The organism is Morganella sp. GD04133 (assembly GCF_029835375.1).
Classification (GTDB): Bacteria; Pseudomonadota; Gammaproteobacteria; order Enterobacterales; family Enterobacteriaceae; genus Morganella; species Morganella morganii_B.
On the sequence record NZ_JAODZS010000002.1, the window covers coordinates 129,117 to 143,237 of the forward strand.

Below are 14,121 nucleotides of genomic sequence, written 5' to 3' on the forward strand. Positions count from 1 at the left end.
AGAAAAATATGGACGGCATTGTTATCCGGACAGGCACTTCCCCGCTGGATTTACCGGCATTCGCGGAAATCCGGGAAGAAATAAATAAACTCAGTCACCCGTCCCAGCCGGAAGTCAGCTGGTCGCGGGTGGAGGCCAAATCCCTGGAACTGTTCAGACAAAACGGCGTGGATTTGCAGACGGCGGTTTACTACACCCTTGCCCGTCTGCACCGCGGCGGTCTGGCGGGGCTGACGGAAGGTTGTGAGCTGATTGCTATGATGATGGTTCATGACTGGGATGCGGTATGGCCGCCGCAAATCAATCACCGCATTGAGATTCTTAACTGGTTTATCACACGGGCCATGGCAACCGTACGCCGTCTCGCCTTCCGCCGTGATGACCTGCGCCTGCTCTACCGGGCAGAGCGGGCGTTACAGCTGATCACCGGACGGCTGTCGCAGGCACCGTCCGGCAAAATGCCGATCACGGATAATCTGCAGTTTTACTTCCGTAATGCCGCCAAAGAGCTTGAGCAACTCTCACCGGCGGCAGGCGGTGACGTGCCGCCGGTAACCGTCGCTCCGCTGATCTATATCGCGGAAGAGAGCCCGGCAGGCTCCGGAAGCCATGCGGCGTCTGACGGCAATTCCGGTCACAGCACCGTCCGTTTTGTGCAGATGGTGCCGGAACCGCCGCCACCCCGCAAAACCTTTCCGTTTGCCGGATTTGCGGCGGGTCTGGTCACCGGACTGATTCTGATCGCCGTGCTGTTCTTCACTGTCTACAAACCAGTGAAAGATGAACTGGACAGCGTCGCCGCACAGCCCGGCAGTGCGCCGGTTCTGTGGTTTGCCAACCCGCAGCTGGCGACTTACGGACAGGTTCTGGCCGATGCGGAACAACAATCTCCGGTTGCCCCGCTGCTGCTGACCGAAAAGATGACCGACATTGCCCGTCAGCGCTGGCCGAACGACCCGGATCAGGCGTATGCCACCCGCCGCTGGCAGGACACTCTGCAGATGCGGATTGCTGATGCGGAACCCACGGACAGCTGGTATCTCACCAATGAACGGTTACAGGCACTGTCCAACACCATTGTTGAACGGGAAAAAAAACGCGGCAGTTTTACCCTGTCGTATCTGAAAACGGAAATCTACAACATCCGGCAGGCTCATTCAAAAACAGTTCCGGCAGAAGAATATCTGCGGGCCTTGTCTGACGACATCCGCAACGGCCGGCCGGTTTCAGCCGCACAGCTGCACCGGATTAACCAGCAGCTTAACGGCCTGATTGCGCTTTATGCGGATTTACAAAAACAGGCGGAACAGGCGGGTCTGAAACCCGGCAGCGGCAAACAGGAATAAGGAAAACCATTATGGCGAATATGATCTATTTAAATCTCAGCGGAAACCAGCAGGGCAATATTTCACAGGGTTGCGGCAGTCTTGATTCTATCGGTAATAAATATCAGCAGGGCCATGAAAATGAAATATTTGTACTCCATCTGAATAATATGTTCAGTCGTACCCAGAACCTGACATTCAGCCCGGTGAATTTTGTCAAGCTGCTGGATAAATCCACCCCGCTGCTGGCAAATGCGATTGCCAATAATGAAGTGATGGAAATGGTATTCAGTTTTTACCGGACGTCACAAAACGGCTCACAGGAAAAGTATTTCACCGTCACATTACGTCAGGCATCTATTGTCAATATTAACAGTAATTATCCGCACTCTGCGGATAATAATGACGCGCAGCCGGAGGAAACCGTCAGTGTGAAATACAAAGATATTATTTTCCAGCATGTTATGGCAGGAACATCCGGCTATTGCTGCCAGGAAGAGATCACACGTTAATTTTCCGTACACTACATACTGATTACCGGCAGCGGCAGAGTCACTCATGAGCGAAATTAAATTTTTACAGGAACAACATTATTTACAGCAACTCAGCCGCAGGTTTATCCGCGACTATCCGCATCTTGCTGATGTACTCGACCCGGATGATGAACAAAGCGGCAGCCTGCTGGAAGGGTTTGCCTTTCTCAGCGCCCGGTTGCAGGAAAAAGTGGATGATGCCTTTCCTGAAATTACCCTGCCGCTGTTACAGCGCCTGCAATCCCGTGCAATAAAAGGTATCCCGGCCACTTCGGTTGTCCGTTTTGATGGTCAGGAGCAGATTGATTTTCCGCTGCCTATCCCCGCCAGTACCGAGGTAAAAGGCGCGGCTGAGGAAATCTTCACAACCTGTAACCCGGTACTGATGCAGCCTTACACCTTATTACGCCGCTATGTGACGCATCATCCGTCAAAAAGCTGTCTGTCACTGGAATTCAGATACCGCGGCAGCCACAAAAAGCCGGAAACCGCACAACTCAGCTGTTTTCTTGATCCCGATGTTTCTTCCGCCGGTATTTTATTACTTTGGCTGAGTCAGTATTTTGATCATATTGAACTGGCTCATAACAATACGCTGTATCACGGTGATGAAACCCGGTTCAGCTTTATTCCGCAGATAGGAAAACATAACGCCGTGTTATCCGGCGCGGATGAAAAACCGAACTGGCCGCAAAAATTGCTGGAAGGATTATATATCGATCATGTCCATCACTTTATCAGCATTGATATTCCGGCGATTGTTCCGGTGCTGGACTGGGTATCCGCAGACACCTTCACACTGAATATCTATTTCAGTAAACAGTTGCCATTGCGTAATGATCAGCTGACAAACAGCTTTCTGCTTAATTGTGCCGCAGTTGTAAACCAGGAAAAAGAAAACGAAGTCATCCTGGATTTCCGTGAAAATGAAGCGGTTTATCGCCTGCCGGTGGATGACGGATATTACATTACGGAGCTTAAGCATATTCAGCTGTCTTTTGAGCCGCATGAGGAATCACGGGGCATTGTCGCCGATTTCCATCCGGTGATTCACCTCGCCCCCGCTTCCCGGCTGCTGCCGCAATATCAGGATGCCTGGTTCTACGCACTCAGTATCGATAAAACCATCACCGGTCAGAATCATTATTATATCCATTTTTATGATAATCACGGTAAAGCGCTCACCCTCCCGCCGGGGCCGCATTTCCGCTGTACTTACCGCTGCATTATCAGTGCGCCGCAAAGCCGTGCTGCGGATATCAGCCATCTCAGTCCGCAGCTGCCGGATTTGCTGACTGCCTCCGGTGTCACACAATGTACACCGTGCTATCCGCCGATAACGGATAACCACGCTTACTGGAATCTGCTGTCACATTACAGCGCCAACAGCTTTATGCTGTCATCTGTTGATTCAGTGAAACAGCTGATCAGCGACTATGTGTTATACCAGGAAACAGACCGGCAGCGCTGCAAGCAGATAAACCAGCTGCTGAGTGGCATTCATGCGGTTGATTCGGTACTGGAAGACCGTCTTGTCCGCGGAAAACCATACCGCTGTCTGGATCTGACAATGACACTCGATGCACACAAATATGATAATCCCGGCGATGCCTTTATGTTTGTGATGCATTTATATCATTTCTTTCCGTTCTGCCTGTCAGAAAATATGCTGCTGAAAATGAATGTACAATTCACCGATAATGATACGGTCTGGCATTTATCACCTTATTTACTGAACGGATATAAGTCGCTGATTTAAATCAGTACCCGGGAGGCTGTCACTGAAATAAACGGGCAGTTATCAGAGATAAACTGCCCGTTTTCAAAGAAGGGATTAACCGCGTATTTATTCGTCAACAGGACAGCGATACATTAAATTTTATCGTCATCATTATCAGTACTGTGATTGATCTGATTATTCCGGACATCTGTCAGCATTTTTCCCCGGGAAAAATCTTCTTCTAATGCATTCATGCAATAGTTAATATAGAAGTATTGAAAGAGAAATGTCAGGGTTCTGTTAAGATATAATGTAATGCCGAACTCTCTTTCTGCATAATTTTCCAGCGCACGCTTCATTTTGAACGACCAGACAACCCAGAAAACAGTGACAGAAATGGAAAACACATTACTTAATATAGTATATATGTCATCCGGCCCGGCAGTATATCGGTCATGATATACATTATTCATCATACTCAGCACATCCATATGTAAAGATAGACCCATGACAATTGCAAGATAAATAAATATCTTACTTTCAAATGTTTTTTCTTTCAGTTCTGAATTAAATGCATCTGCATTCTTCCAGGCCCACATTACCGGATAAATACCCGCTGTTAACATACTGAGTAATACAAACCGACCTGTACCCTGATTTGTGATTGACTTTAATGTATTAATATCTTTCATTATATATCCGCTGCATTGATTAAATAATACACAGGAATTTCCTGTTCTGTTGATTAATATATCTGTAAATTATATTCGTCATTTTCTGCTGCTATCGCATAATGCAAACACGATCACCAAAAAATTTAATGTTGATATATTACAGTTTTACAGATAAATCATAAATGCTTTAACATTAAGTTGGCGTTAAAATTCAAAAAATAAGATAAATAAGAAATTTTTGACCAACGTAATCCAGTGATGATGATTATCTTATCAAAATACACTGCGGCAGAATTCATATTTAATCTGAACATAACAGTTTCAATAAAATAGTCACACAACTACACATAATGAGAGTTTGTGCGAACGGTGACAAAATAGTGAGTGATGATAACTCACCTGTCTGTAACCATTATTAATCGGACAGAAGATATACAACTGTCCCGGAAACCTTAGCGCAGAACAATAAATATTTTTTGTTTTTCACGACAACTATATTAGAATTACTTTTTCCGGTAAATAATCAGGTTAATAAATGACATCGATAGACAGAGTACAACACAGTTTAGTCTGTGTTGTTTTTTTTGCGGGTTGGTTCTTAATTCAGTTTGCGATACTGGCGTTCCCCGGAGCGACCACCAGCAACGGCGTCTTTGCAGCCTGGCCGGTATTTATGATCTTATTTGTCCTGCCTTATTCTCTGTTTTCCCGGGCATTTTACCAGAAACGAACCGGACTGATGCCTTTCGGTACAATACCATTGTCAAATCTCTGGTTGCCGGTAATCGCGATGATGATATTATCTGTTGCAACCCAGTTTTTCGGCGAAAATGAAACGTGGATGCTGCGGATATTTACCCTGTCCCCTTTGCACCAGTTTATGATGGTCGCAGCTATTATTTTTGCTGCACCGGTTATTGAAGAGATTATTTTCAGAGGCTTTCTGCTGAATACAGGAATAGGATATGGCCCGAATGGTAAACACATAGCCATTCTTATCACCTCGCTCTTATTTGCATTAGTACACTCTCAGTATCATTCCCCCGTCACATTCATTATGATTTTTGTGATGTCCGTTATTTTTTGTCTGGTCAGAATTAAGACGAATTCCCTTATAGCACCGATTGTCTTACATGCTCTGTATAATGGCATATACATGCTGCTGTTTTTTCTTTTGACAGATGTCAGCTAAATGAGAGTCAGGATCTGTGTTTGTAAACCAAAGAGTCAACAAATGAAAAAACGATTCATTTCCATGCTGTTCACAGTATCAATTCAATCCGGATTCACCACTGAAAACACCCCGGCAACGTAATCACAACGTTGTTATTTTGTTGCTGTTATGTTTTTTGACGCAGATCTCATTTTATTTTCTACCGCCATGATTAACTTAATCAGGTTATTATGTTAAAAATCACTTTTAGCGACGACAATAATTCACAACAACACTCATTACAGAGAGGATTACAGAGGTGAATATGAAAAAGATACTTTGTTCCCTTTTTACTGCTGTGATTGTTTTTTCTTCTGCCCCTGCGTTTTCCTGTGTCATGTGGGGTCAGCATACATGCAATCAGGATTGTAAAGATATGCCCGCATGGCTGTATCCGATATGTATATATGGCGGCACTCATACTCATTGATAAAGATGTATTAAAAAAGCCTGCTCAGTGAGCAGGCTTGATCTCACGGATGGGCTCAACAAGATAATCTTCCGGTTTTGTACCATCATACATTGCCGCCAGGCATTCTGCCGTTTCAATATCACCCGTTTCCTGAGCCGCCGCTTTACACTCAGCCACACGATCCATAACAGCCAGAAACACAGGCGTAAATTTAGCTCCGGAAGCCGGACACCGCCTGACACCGCCTGACACATTGCGCTTAGTGAAATATCGTTTAGGATACATTTAACTTAAGTATGTATAATTACCTAATAGTATCCTTCGTAATTGTGTGTTTATGGTTTACTTCCCGGCTTGCCCCGTTCCTTGGTTACGGGGCTTTTTTTTGCCCCTCCGTTTCAGTCTCCCGCATTATCTATTTACCTTGTTTACCGTCAGCTGCCTTGCACGGCCGGGGCGATTTATACCCCGGAATAACAAAAACTGTAATGGCTATGTACAGAAAACAGAAAATGTTAAACAGGTAACTATTAAAGCAACGATGCCATGAAACGTCAGTGCTATCATTACCCGGGTCGTATCAACGTTACCGTTTTTTCTGTTACTGACTAATTCACTCAACGCAATCACAGAGAAGAAAAGACAATAGACACCTGCACCAAAAATAATAAATGCCATACTCAAGCCTCTGGACAACGTTGACCACCCGCCAGAATTGTTATGAGCGCTGACCTCATTAATAACCAGTGCGGCTATAAATACGATAAGCCCGAACCAAAACGCATTTAACACGCCTCTTCCGACCACGGTGACGTCTGTTTTATCAGTATCCATGTAATTTCACTTTTATTAAAATGGGCATTAAGTAACATATACTATCCTTTTCAGATGATTTAAAAGCGTATAATTTATCCGAAAATCACAGAGTAATAAGTGTACGCTTTGCATTTTACGGAACCAGACAACGCACACAGCCGGAAAAATTTTTTCTTTCGTACTTTGCTCAGCGCGATTTTTTGAGATAATTAAGACAGTGACAGCAGGAGTAAAGGCTTGTGTTGCTGATTTGTGTTCCTGAAACAGGAAAACCAAGGTTATAATACTGGTTATATTTACAGAAACCGGTTAGATAGTAACGTATAAGTGCAAGATATAAGTTACTGAATTTTAAATAATTTATATGGTGATAGCGACTATGGCGTTACTGATTACCGAACGTTGCATAAATTGTGATATGTGCGAACCCGAGTGCCCCAATGAAGCAATTTCAATGGGGGATTCTATCTATGAAATTAATCCTGATTTATGTACTGAGTGTGTCGGGCATTATGATAAACCGACCTGCCAGTCCGTCTGTCCGATTACCAACACGATTATTATCGACCCGGAGCATACCGAGACACAGGAAATGTTGTGGGATAAGTTTGTGCTGATGTACCACGCCGATAAGATTTAAGCGCAATGATGCGCCCGCAGCCGGGCGCATCTGTCAGGAATTGGTTTCAAGGATAACCGTTGCACAAGCGTAATGACGCTCGTCGGCAATAGAGACATGGTAGTGTGTGACTTCACGGGCGGCAGCCAGTTCTCCGGCATAGCCGAGAAAGGTCAGGTTAGGTTTGCCGAGTGAGTCATTGCTGACTTCAAACTGATTAAACGCCAGCCCCTGACGGATCCCGGTGCCCAGCGCTTTGGATGCGGCTTCTTTAACCGCAAAGCGCTTGGCCAGAAAGCGCACCGGTTGTTTATGCTGCCGGTACACGTCCCACTCCGCGTCACTGAGGATCCGTTTTGCAAAGCGGTCACCGGAACGCCCGATAACCGCTTCAATACGACTTATTTCAACAATATCTGTACCAATGCCGACAATTGCCATTAACGACGGGCTTCCCGCAGCAGGGTTTTCATATCCGCAACAGCCGCAGCCAGCCCGCTGAAGACCGCACGGCCGATAATCGCGTGGCCGATATTCAGCTCATAAATCGCCGGCAGTGCTGCTACGCGCTGAACGTTGTGATAGTTAAGACCGTGTCCGGCATTCACTTTCAGGCCTTTACCAGCCGCATAGGCGACCGCATCTTTAATACGGATAAATTCTTTGTCTTCTTCCTGAGACGTTTCCGCATCCGCATAAGCGCCGGTGTGGATTTCAATGAACGGTGCGCCGACATCATCTGCCGCATCAATCTGAGTATGATCCGGGTCGATAAACAGGGAAACTTTAATACCGGCTTCAGTCAGACGTTTCACCGCACGGGCGATTTTTTCTTTCTGACCGGCGACATCCAGCCCGCCTTCTGTGGTGACTTCCTGACGTTTTTCCGGCACCAGGCAGCAGAACGCCGGTTTGATACGGCAGGCAATATCAACCATTTCATCGGTGACCGCCATTTCCAGGTTCATACGGGTCTGAATGGTTTGTCTCAGCAGTTCCACATCACGATCGGTGATATGGCGGCGGTCTTCGCGCAGATGCACGGTAATACCTTCCGCACCCGCCTGCTCTGCGACAAATGCCGCCTGAACCGGGTCCGGATAGTTGGTGCCGCGCGCATTACGGACAGTTGCAATGTGGTCAATGTTTACACCCAATAAAACTTCACTCATTTTTTCATCCTCCGGGTAACTTATGCTGTTCAGTTTAACCTTTTTCAGACGAAGAGGAACCATCGCGGGCATTTTCTTTTGAAACCAACGGCGGGCGCACAAATTGACGAAATAATTCGCGGCTTTTCAATGGCTTTCCGCCGAGATAGGGTTTTAAGGCGATACGGGTGAAGCGTTTGGCGGCACGTAACGTTTCCGTATCCGGAAATTCCCGGGCGGCAAGTGCTTTCAGCTCACGACCGGTGAAGCTGCTGTTATCCACCACCAGGCTGGCGATAAAGCCTTTTTCCTCGCGGTAGCGATAGGTCATGGTATCAGAGACTTCCTGCCCGCTGCCCGCACAGTGGAGAAAGTCCACGCCGTAGCCGATATGATGCAGCAGTGCCAGCTCAAACTGACGCAGTGCCTGTTCCGGTGTGGTATCGCTGGCCGCGAGATACTGAAGGCAGCGCAGGTAATCAAAAAACAGCGCGGAATACGTGACGCCGTTAGCCAGCACACGGGAGAGCAACTCATTGATATACAAACCGCTGTAAAGAACAGTGCCGGTAAGAGGTAATGCGAGGGAGATAGGATCCGCGTCGCGCAGGGTTTTCAGTTCCCCGCGCCCGCCCCAGCGGATCAGCAGCGGCGTAAAGGGCTGCAATGCCCCTTTGAGACCGGAACGGCGGCGGCGCGCCCCTTTCGCCAGCAGGCGCTGCCGCCCTTCCTGTTCAGTGAACACATCCAGCATCAGGCTGGTTTCACTGTAAGGGCGACTATGGAGTACAAATGCGCGCTGCCAGCCGTCCATTGCTGCGTTACTTCAGGTCGTCAACATAACCCAGGCTGCGCAGTGCCCGTTCGTCATCGGCCCAGCCGGCTTTGACTTTCACCCACAGTTCGAGGTGAACACGGGCATCAAACAGGCGTTCCATATCAATACGGGATTCAGTCCCGATCGTTTTGATACGGCTGCCTTTGTTGCCGATAACCATTTTTTTCTGGCCTTCGCGCTCAACGAGGATCAGACCGTTGATCTGAAATACACCGTTGTCCTGCACAACAAACTGTTCGATTTCCACCGTTACTGAGTACGGCAGTTCATCGCCGAGGAAACGCATCAGTTTTTCACGGATGATTTCAGAGGCCATAAAACGCTGCGAGCGGTCAGTGATGTAATCTTCCGGGAAGTGGAACGGCGCCTGCGGAATATGCTGACGCACAATGTTCGCAATGGTATCGACGTTCATTTTCTTCTCGGCACTGAGCGGCACCACGTCGAGGAAATCCATCTGCTGACTGAGGAACGCAATATGCGGCAGCAGTTTGGTTTTATCTTCCACGTTGTCCACTTTGTTGATGGCAAGCAACACCGGACAGCGCAGAGAGCGGACTTTATTCAGTACCATCTCATCATCCGGCGTCCAGTTAGTGCCTTCAACCATAAAAATCACCAGCTCAACGTCACCGATGGAGCTGCTGGCTGCACGGTTCATCAGGCGGTTGATTGCCCGTTTCTCCTCAATATGCAGCCCCGGGGTATCCACATAAATAATCTGATAATTATCCTGTGTATCGATTCCCATAATGCGGTGCCGCGTGGTTTGCGGTTTCCGCGAGGTAATAGAGACTTTCTGACCCAGTAACTGGTTCAGTAAGGTGGATTTGCCCACATTGGGACGTCCGACTATCGCGACAAAGCCGCAATAGGTGTTTTCTTCGCTCATTCAAGCTCCAACAAAATTAATGCTTGTTCCGCCGCGGCCTGTTCGGCTTTCCGGCGGCTGGAACCGGTTCCTTTTACCGGCTGTTCAACACCGCTGATTTGGCAGTGAATGGTGAACTCCTGATCGTGAGCTTCACCTTTTACCTGAACAACCAGGTAGTTCGGCAGAGGCAGATGCCGCCCCTGCAGGTATTCCTGTAACCGGGTTTTCGGGTCTTTTTGTTTATCCCCGGGCGAGATTTCGTTCAGTCTGGATTCATACCAGCTGAGGATAATCCGCTCAATTGTCTGAATATCACTGTCGAGAAAAATCCCGCCAATCAGGGCTTCAACAGTATCCGCGAGAATGGATTCACGGCGGCTGCCGCCGCTTTTCAGCTCTCCGGGTCCCAGGCGCAGACATTCGCCGAGGTTAAATTCACGGGCCAGTTCCGCCAGGGTATTTCCGCGCACCAGTGTGGCGCGCATCCGGCTCATATCCCCTTCATCCACTTTCGGGAAACGGTGATATAAATCATTGGCAATAACAAAACTTAAAATAGAATCGCCGAGAAATTCCAGGCGTTCGTTATGTTTGCTGCTGGCACTGCGGTGAGTGAGTGCCTGCATTAATAAGTCCTGACGGGTAAAAGTATAGCCGAGTTTTCGCTGCAGCTGGTTTATGACTATCGGGTTCATGTGCGACCAAAAATTAGGATGTTTATAAAACGCACACGCAACAGACCTGTAGCCGCGAAAAACCGCGATACAAAACTGTTGCGTTTGCACTGGCTCCCCGGAAACCGGGGAGCCAATCATTTTGCGGGGCATATTCTACACTGTGATGACAGGTAATGCTCAGCAAATTCTGTTTTTTCTATTCTATCCGTCCGAAACGGCTCAGGCGCAGGCCGGTAGGCCATTCACCTTCCTGTTTTTCAAGGCTTAACCAGATAAAGCTGGCACGACCAACCAGGTTTTGTTCAGGCACAAATCCCCAGACACGGCTGTCCGCACTGTTATCACGGTTATCACCCATCATAAAGTAATGCCCTTCCGGCACCACCCAGGTGTACTCCGGTAATCCCGGCTGGCGGAACAGACGCTGCCCGCTGATGCTGTCCGGAGTGATTTCCGGAACGGTCAGAATATGGTGAGCTACCGGCCCCAGATTTTCAATCCGTTCCGCCTGACGACGATAACCGACTTCCATATCATCTTCGATCGGGAACTGACGGGCGCCGCCGCTCATAAAGGAGCCGCCCAGCGGCGATTTTTCCCAGCGGATAGCCCATTCGCTTTCATATTCCTGACCATAAGTGACCGGCAGGGTTTCACAGCTGCTCTGGTCTTTAGTACAACCCGGATAGACCTGTAACTCTTTGGCATACGGGTCATAAACGACTTTATCGCCCGGCAGGCCAATCACACGTTTGACATAATCGACACGCGGATCTTCCGGATATTTAAACACTACAATATCACCGCGCTTCGGCTCCCCGGTTTTAATCAGGGTGGTCTGCGTGATCGGGTCTTTTAACCCGTAAGCGTATTTTTCCACCAGCATAAAGTCGCCGATAAGCAGTGTCGGCATCATGGACCCGGACGGGATCTGGAACGGCTCATAAATAAACGAGCGCACGATCAGAACAATCGCCAGCACCGGGAACAGGGATGCAGTACCTTCCACCCAGCCCGGTTTGGCTACTGTTTCAGCCAGATGAGCCTGATCCATGGTTCCTTCTGTCAGCTCCGCCATGCGCGCCAGTTTTTTCTTACGGGCCGGCTGAATTTTAAATTTATTCACCACCCAGATGATCCCGGTAACCAACGTTGCCAGGGTCAGGATCAGCGCAAAAGTGTTCGCCATTATGTCTCCTTACAACCTGCTGAATAATTAATCTTTGCCGACATGGAGAATGGCTAAAAACGCTTCCTGTGGTAACTCAACGTTACCGACCTGTTTCATGCGTTTCTTACCGTCTTTCTGTTTCTGCAACAGTTTTTTCTTACGGCTGACGTCACCGCCGTAGCATTTCGCCAGGACGTTTTTACGCAGCTGTTTCACTGTTGAACGCGCAATAATATGGGTGCCGATAGCCGCCTGAATCGCGATATCAAACTGCTGACGCGGGATCAGATCTTTCATCTTCTCTACCAGCTCACGACCGCGGTACATAGAATTATCACGGTGAGTGATAAGTGCCAGCGCATCCACACGATCGCCGTTGATAAGCACATCCACGCGCACCATATCAGACGCCTGGAAGCGTTTGAAGTTGTAATCCAGTGACGCGTAGCCGCGTGAGGTGGATTTCAGGCGATCGAAGAAATCGAGCACCACTTCCGCCATAGGAATTTCATAGGTCAGCGCGACCTGGTTGCCGTGATAAACCATGTTGGTCTGCACACCGCGTTTTTCGATACACAGCGTGATCACGTTACCGAGGTACTGCTGCGGCAACAGCATATGACATTCTGCGATCGGCTCGCGCAGCTCTTCAATATTATTGAGCGGCGGGAGTTTGGACGGGCTGTCAACATAGACGATTTCACCGCCGGTCGTTTCCACTTCATAGACAACCGTTGGTGCGGTGGTGATCAGATCGAGATCATATTCACGCTCCAGACGCTCCTGGATAATCTCCATATGCAGAAGACCCAGGAAGCCGCAGCGGAAACCGAAGCCCAACGCGGTAGAGCTTTCCGGCTCATAGAACAGGGAAGCATCGTTAAGGCTCAGTTTACCGAGCGCGTCACGGAAGCCTTCATAGTCATCAGAGCTGACCGGGAACAGACCTGCGTAGACCTGAGGTTTGACTTTCTTAAAGCCCGGCAGCGGTTTATCCGCCGGTGCGCGTGCGCCGGTTAAGGTATCCCCGACCGGTGCCCCGAGAATGTCTTTAATCGCACAGACCAGCCAGCCCACTTCACCGCATCTGAGGATATCTTTATCCACCTGTTTTGGTGTGAAGATCCCCAGACGGTCAGCGTTATACACCTGACCGGTGCTCATGACTTTGATTTTATCGCCTTTGCGCAGTGTGCCGTTTTTGATACGGATCAGTGACACAACGCCTAAATAGTTATCAAACCAGGAGTCAATAATCAGTGCCTGTAACGGTGCATCAGGATCACCTTCCGGCGGCGGAATATCGCGCACCAGGCGTTCGATCACATCGGTTACACCCACGCCGGTTTTCGCCGAACAGCGCACCGCATCAGCCGCTTCAATCCCGACGATATCTTCAATTTCTTCCGCCACCCGCTCCGGGTCGGCAGCAGGCAGGTCAATTTTGTTCAGAACCGGCACCACTTCCAGGTTCATTTCCAGTGCGGTATAACAGTTTGCCAGCGTCTGCGCCTCAACCCCCTGCCCCGCATCAACCACCAGCAGCGCCCCTTCACAGGCGGCCAGTGAACGGGAGACCTCATAGGAAAAGTCAACGTGTCCCGGGGTGTCGATAAAGTTGAGCTGGTACGTGTCCCCGCTCTGCGTGGTATAATCGAGTGTCACACTCTGGGCTTTGATGGTAATGCCGCGTTCGCGTTCCAGATCCATTGAGTCCAGAACCTGCGCCGCCATTTCGCGGTCGGATAAGCCGCCGCAAATCTGAATAATGCGATCTGATAAGGTGGATTTACCATGATCGATATGAGCAATAATGGAAAAATTTCGGATATGGTTAATTTTCAAGATAAAATTCTTCTTTGTAATGCCCTATAAAACTAGCTTTGGACACCTGTAAGGACTCAAAGCCAACACTCTATATTGCTGGTTAATAGACTTATTGCCAGCATTCTACATGCTACAGACACTCAACTCAAAGAAACGTTCATTCTGCGGGGAAAAAACCCGTTTTTCCGGATAACCGGCCGGCCATCCGGCAGCGGACATTATCACCTGACCTCGTTGAACCAATCACCTTTTCACATAAATATATCTTCAT

General features: G+C 48.4%; 15 protein-coding genes. 5 read left to right on the forward strand and 10 right to left on the reverse strand.

Annotated features, from left to right (window positions below; translation table 11 throughout):
• Positions 1-8 precede the first annotated feature (8 nt).
• From N7387_RS01460 to N7387_RS01470, 3 genes are read left to right on the forward strand one after another with little or no spacing between them, the layout of a single operon-like run.
• Complete coding sequence (locus tag N7387_RS01460) at positions 9-1,346, forward strand: VasL domain-containing protein (protein WP_279796220.1); 1,338 nt, start codon at positions 9-11, stop codon at positions 1,344-1,346.
• 11 nt (positions 1,347-1,357) lie between these two features.
• Entirely contained in the window at positions 1,358-1,837 is a 480-nt protein-coding gene (locus N7387_RS01465; protein WP_262882107.1) for an Hcp family type VI secretion system effector, read from the forward strand.
• A 46-nt stretch (positions 1,838-1,883) separates the two neighbouring features.
• Positions 1,884-3,617: a type VI secretion system baseplate subunit TssF gene (locus N7387_RS01470; protein ID WP_279796221.1), complete on the forward strand. Its 1,734-nt coding sequence runs from the start codon at positions 1,884-1,886 to the stop codon at positions 3,615-3,617.
• 113 nt (positions 3,618-3,730) lie between these two features.
• Here N7387_RS01470 and N7387_RS01475 read toward each other — a convergent pair whose 3' ends face one another.
• Complete coding sequence (locus N7387_RS01475; RefSeq protein ID WP_279796222.1) at positions 3,731-4,270, reverse strand: DUF4234 domain-containing protein; 540 nt, start codon at positions 4,268-4,270, stop codon at positions 3,731-3,733.
• Positions 4,271-4,787: 517 nt separating this feature from the next.
• Here N7387_RS01475 and N7387_RS01480 point away from each other — a divergent pair.
• Positions 4,788-5,444, forward strand: coding sequence for a type II CAAX endopeptidase family protein (locus tag N7387_RS01480; protein ID WP_279796223.1), 657 nt, complete (start codon positions 4,788-4,790; stop codon positions 5,442-5,444).
• Positions 5,445-5,919: 475 nt separating this feature from the next.
• On the opposite strand, the gene N7387_RS01485 is transcribed toward N7387_RS01480, so the two are convergent.
• Together N7387_RS01485 and N7387_RS01490 are read right to left on the reverse strand one after the other, a co-directional pair.
• Complete coding sequence (locus N7387_RS01485) at positions 5,920-6,078, reverse strand: hypothetical protein (protein ID WP_279796224.1); 159 nt, start codon at positions 6,076-6,078, stop codon at positions 5,920-5,922.
• A gap of 291 nt (positions 6,079-6,369) precedes the next feature.
• Entirely contained in the window at positions 6,370-6,711 is a 342-nt protein-coding gene (locus N7387_RS01490; RefSeq protein ID WP_279796225.1) for a hypothetical protein, read from the reverse strand.
• Between the two features lie 361 nt (positions 6,712-7,072).
• On the opposite strand from N7387_RS01490, the gene N7387_RS01495 reads away from it, so the two are divergent.
• Positions 7,073-7,333 carry a YfhL family 4Fe-4S dicluster ferredoxin gene (locus N7387_RS01495; RefSeq protein ID WP_015422607.1) on the forward strand — a complete coding sequence of 87 codons (261 nt, stop codon included), beginning with the start codon at positions 7,073-7,075 and terminating at the stop codon, positions 7,331-7,333.
• A gap of 33 nt (positions 7,334-7,366) precedes the next feature.
• Here N7387_RS01495 and acpS read toward each other — a convergent pair whose 3' ends face one another.
• The 7 genes from acpS to lepA form a co-directional block, all read right to left on the reverse strand.
• On the reverse strand, positions 7,367-7,753 hold the full coding sequence (gene acpS / locus N7387_RS01500; RefSeq protein ID WP_262861817.1) for a holo-ACP synthase: 387 nt from the start codon (positions 7,751-7,753) through the stop codon (positions 7,367-7,369).
• Positions 7,753-8,484, reverse strand: a complete 732-nt coding sequence (gene pdxJ / locus N7387_RS01505; RefSeq protein WP_024473957.1) for a pyridoxine 5'-phosphate synthase — start codon at positions 8,482-8,484, stop codon at positions 7,753-7,755. The genes acpS and pdxJ overlap by 1 nt, the downstream gene beginning before the upstream one ends.
• Before the next feature lie 34 nt (positions 8,485-8,518).
• Positions 8,519-9,277 (reverse strand): DNA repair protein RecO, encoded by a 759-nt coding sequence (recO, locus tag N7387_RS01510; RefSeq protein WP_279796229.1) that lies wholly within the window; start codon positions 9,275-9,277, stop codon positions 8,519-8,521.
• 7 nt (positions 9,278-9,284) lie between these two features.
• A complete protein-coding gene (gene era / locus N7387_RS01515) occupies positions 9,285-10,193 on the reverse strand; it encodes a GTPase Era (protein WP_004236984.1) in 909 nt (302 codons plus the stop codon).
• The gene (gene rnc, locus N7387_RS01520; protein WP_004236985.1) at positions 10,190-10,870 is read right to left on the reverse strand and encodes a ribonuclease III; all 681 of its coding nucleotides are present in this window, start codon (positions 10,868-10,870) and stop codon (positions 10,190-10,192) included. Before rnc ends, era begins: the two co-directional genes overlap by 4 nt.
• A 178-nt stretch (positions 10,871-11,048) precedes the next feature.
• Positions 11,049-12,041 carry a signal peptidase I gene (lepB, locus tag N7387_RS01525; protein WP_262860926.1) on the reverse strand — a complete coding sequence of 331 codons (993 nt, stop codon included), beginning with the start codon at positions 12,039-12,041 and terminating at the stop codon, positions 11,049-11,051.
• Positions 12,042-12,068: 27 nt separating this feature from the next.
• Positions 12,069-13,862, reverse strand: a complete 1,794-nt coding sequence (lepA, locus tag N7387_RS01530; protein WP_025152050.1) for a translation elongation factor 4 — start codon at positions 13,860-13,862, stop codon at positions 12,069-12,071.
• Positions 13,863-14,121: the final 259 nt, after the last annotated feature.

What these genes read in the sequence shown, in the direction of transcription:
- N7387_RS01460 (WP_279796220.1), top strand. Translation starts at nt 9, where the DNA reads ATGGACGGCATTGTTATCCGGACAGGCACTTCCCCGCTGGATTTACCG.
- N7387_RS01465 (WP_262882107.1), top strand. Translation starts at nt 1,358, where the DNA reads ATGGCGAATATGATCTATTTAAATCTCAGCGGAAACCAGCAGGGCAAT.
- N7387_RS01470 (WP_279796221.1), top strand. Translation starts at nt 1,884, where the DNA reads ATGAGCGAAATTAAATTTTTACAGGAACAACATTATTTACAGCAACTC.
- N7387_RS01475 (WP_279796222.1), bottom strand. Translation starts at nt 4,270, where the DNA reads ATGAAAGATATTAATACATTAAAGTCAATCACAAATCAGGGTACAGGT.
- N7387_RS01480 (WP_279796223.1), top strand. Translation starts at nt 4,788, where the DNA reads ATGACATCGATAGACAGAGTACAACACAGTTTAGTCTGTGTTGTTTTT.
- N7387_RS01490 (WP_279796225.1), bottom strand. Translation starts at nt 6,711, where the DNA reads ATGGATACTGATAAAACAGACGTCACCGTGGTCGGAAGAGGCGTGTTA.
- N7387_RS01495 (WP_015422607.1), top strand. Translation starts at nt 7,073, where the DNA reads ATGGCGTTACTGATTACCGAACGTTGCATAAATTGTGATATGTGCGAA.
- acpS (WP_262861817.1), bottom strand. Translation starts at nt 7,753, where the DNA reads ATGGCAATTGTCGGCATTGGTACAGATATTGTTGAAATAAGTCGTATT.
- pdxJ (WP_024473957.1), bottom strand. Translation starts at nt 8,484, where the DNA reads ATGAGTGAAGTTTTATTGGGTGTAAACATTGACCACATTGCAACTGTC.
- recO (WP_279796229.1), bottom strand. Translation starts at nt 9,277, where the DNA reads ATGGACGGCTGGCAGCGCGCATTTGTACTCCATAGTCGCCCTTACAGT.
- era (WP_004236984.1), bottom strand. Translation starts at nt 10,193, where the DNA reads ATGAGCGAAGAAAACACCTATTGCGGCTTTGTCGCGATAGTCGGACGT.
- rnc (WP_004236985.1), bottom strand. Translation starts at nt 10,870, where the DNA reads ATGAACCCGATAGTCATAAACCAGCTGCAGCGAAAACTCGGCTATACT.
- lepB (WP_262860926.1), bottom strand. Translation starts at nt 12,041, where the DNA reads ATGGCGAACACTTTTGCGCTGATCCTGACCCTGGCAACGTTGGTTACC.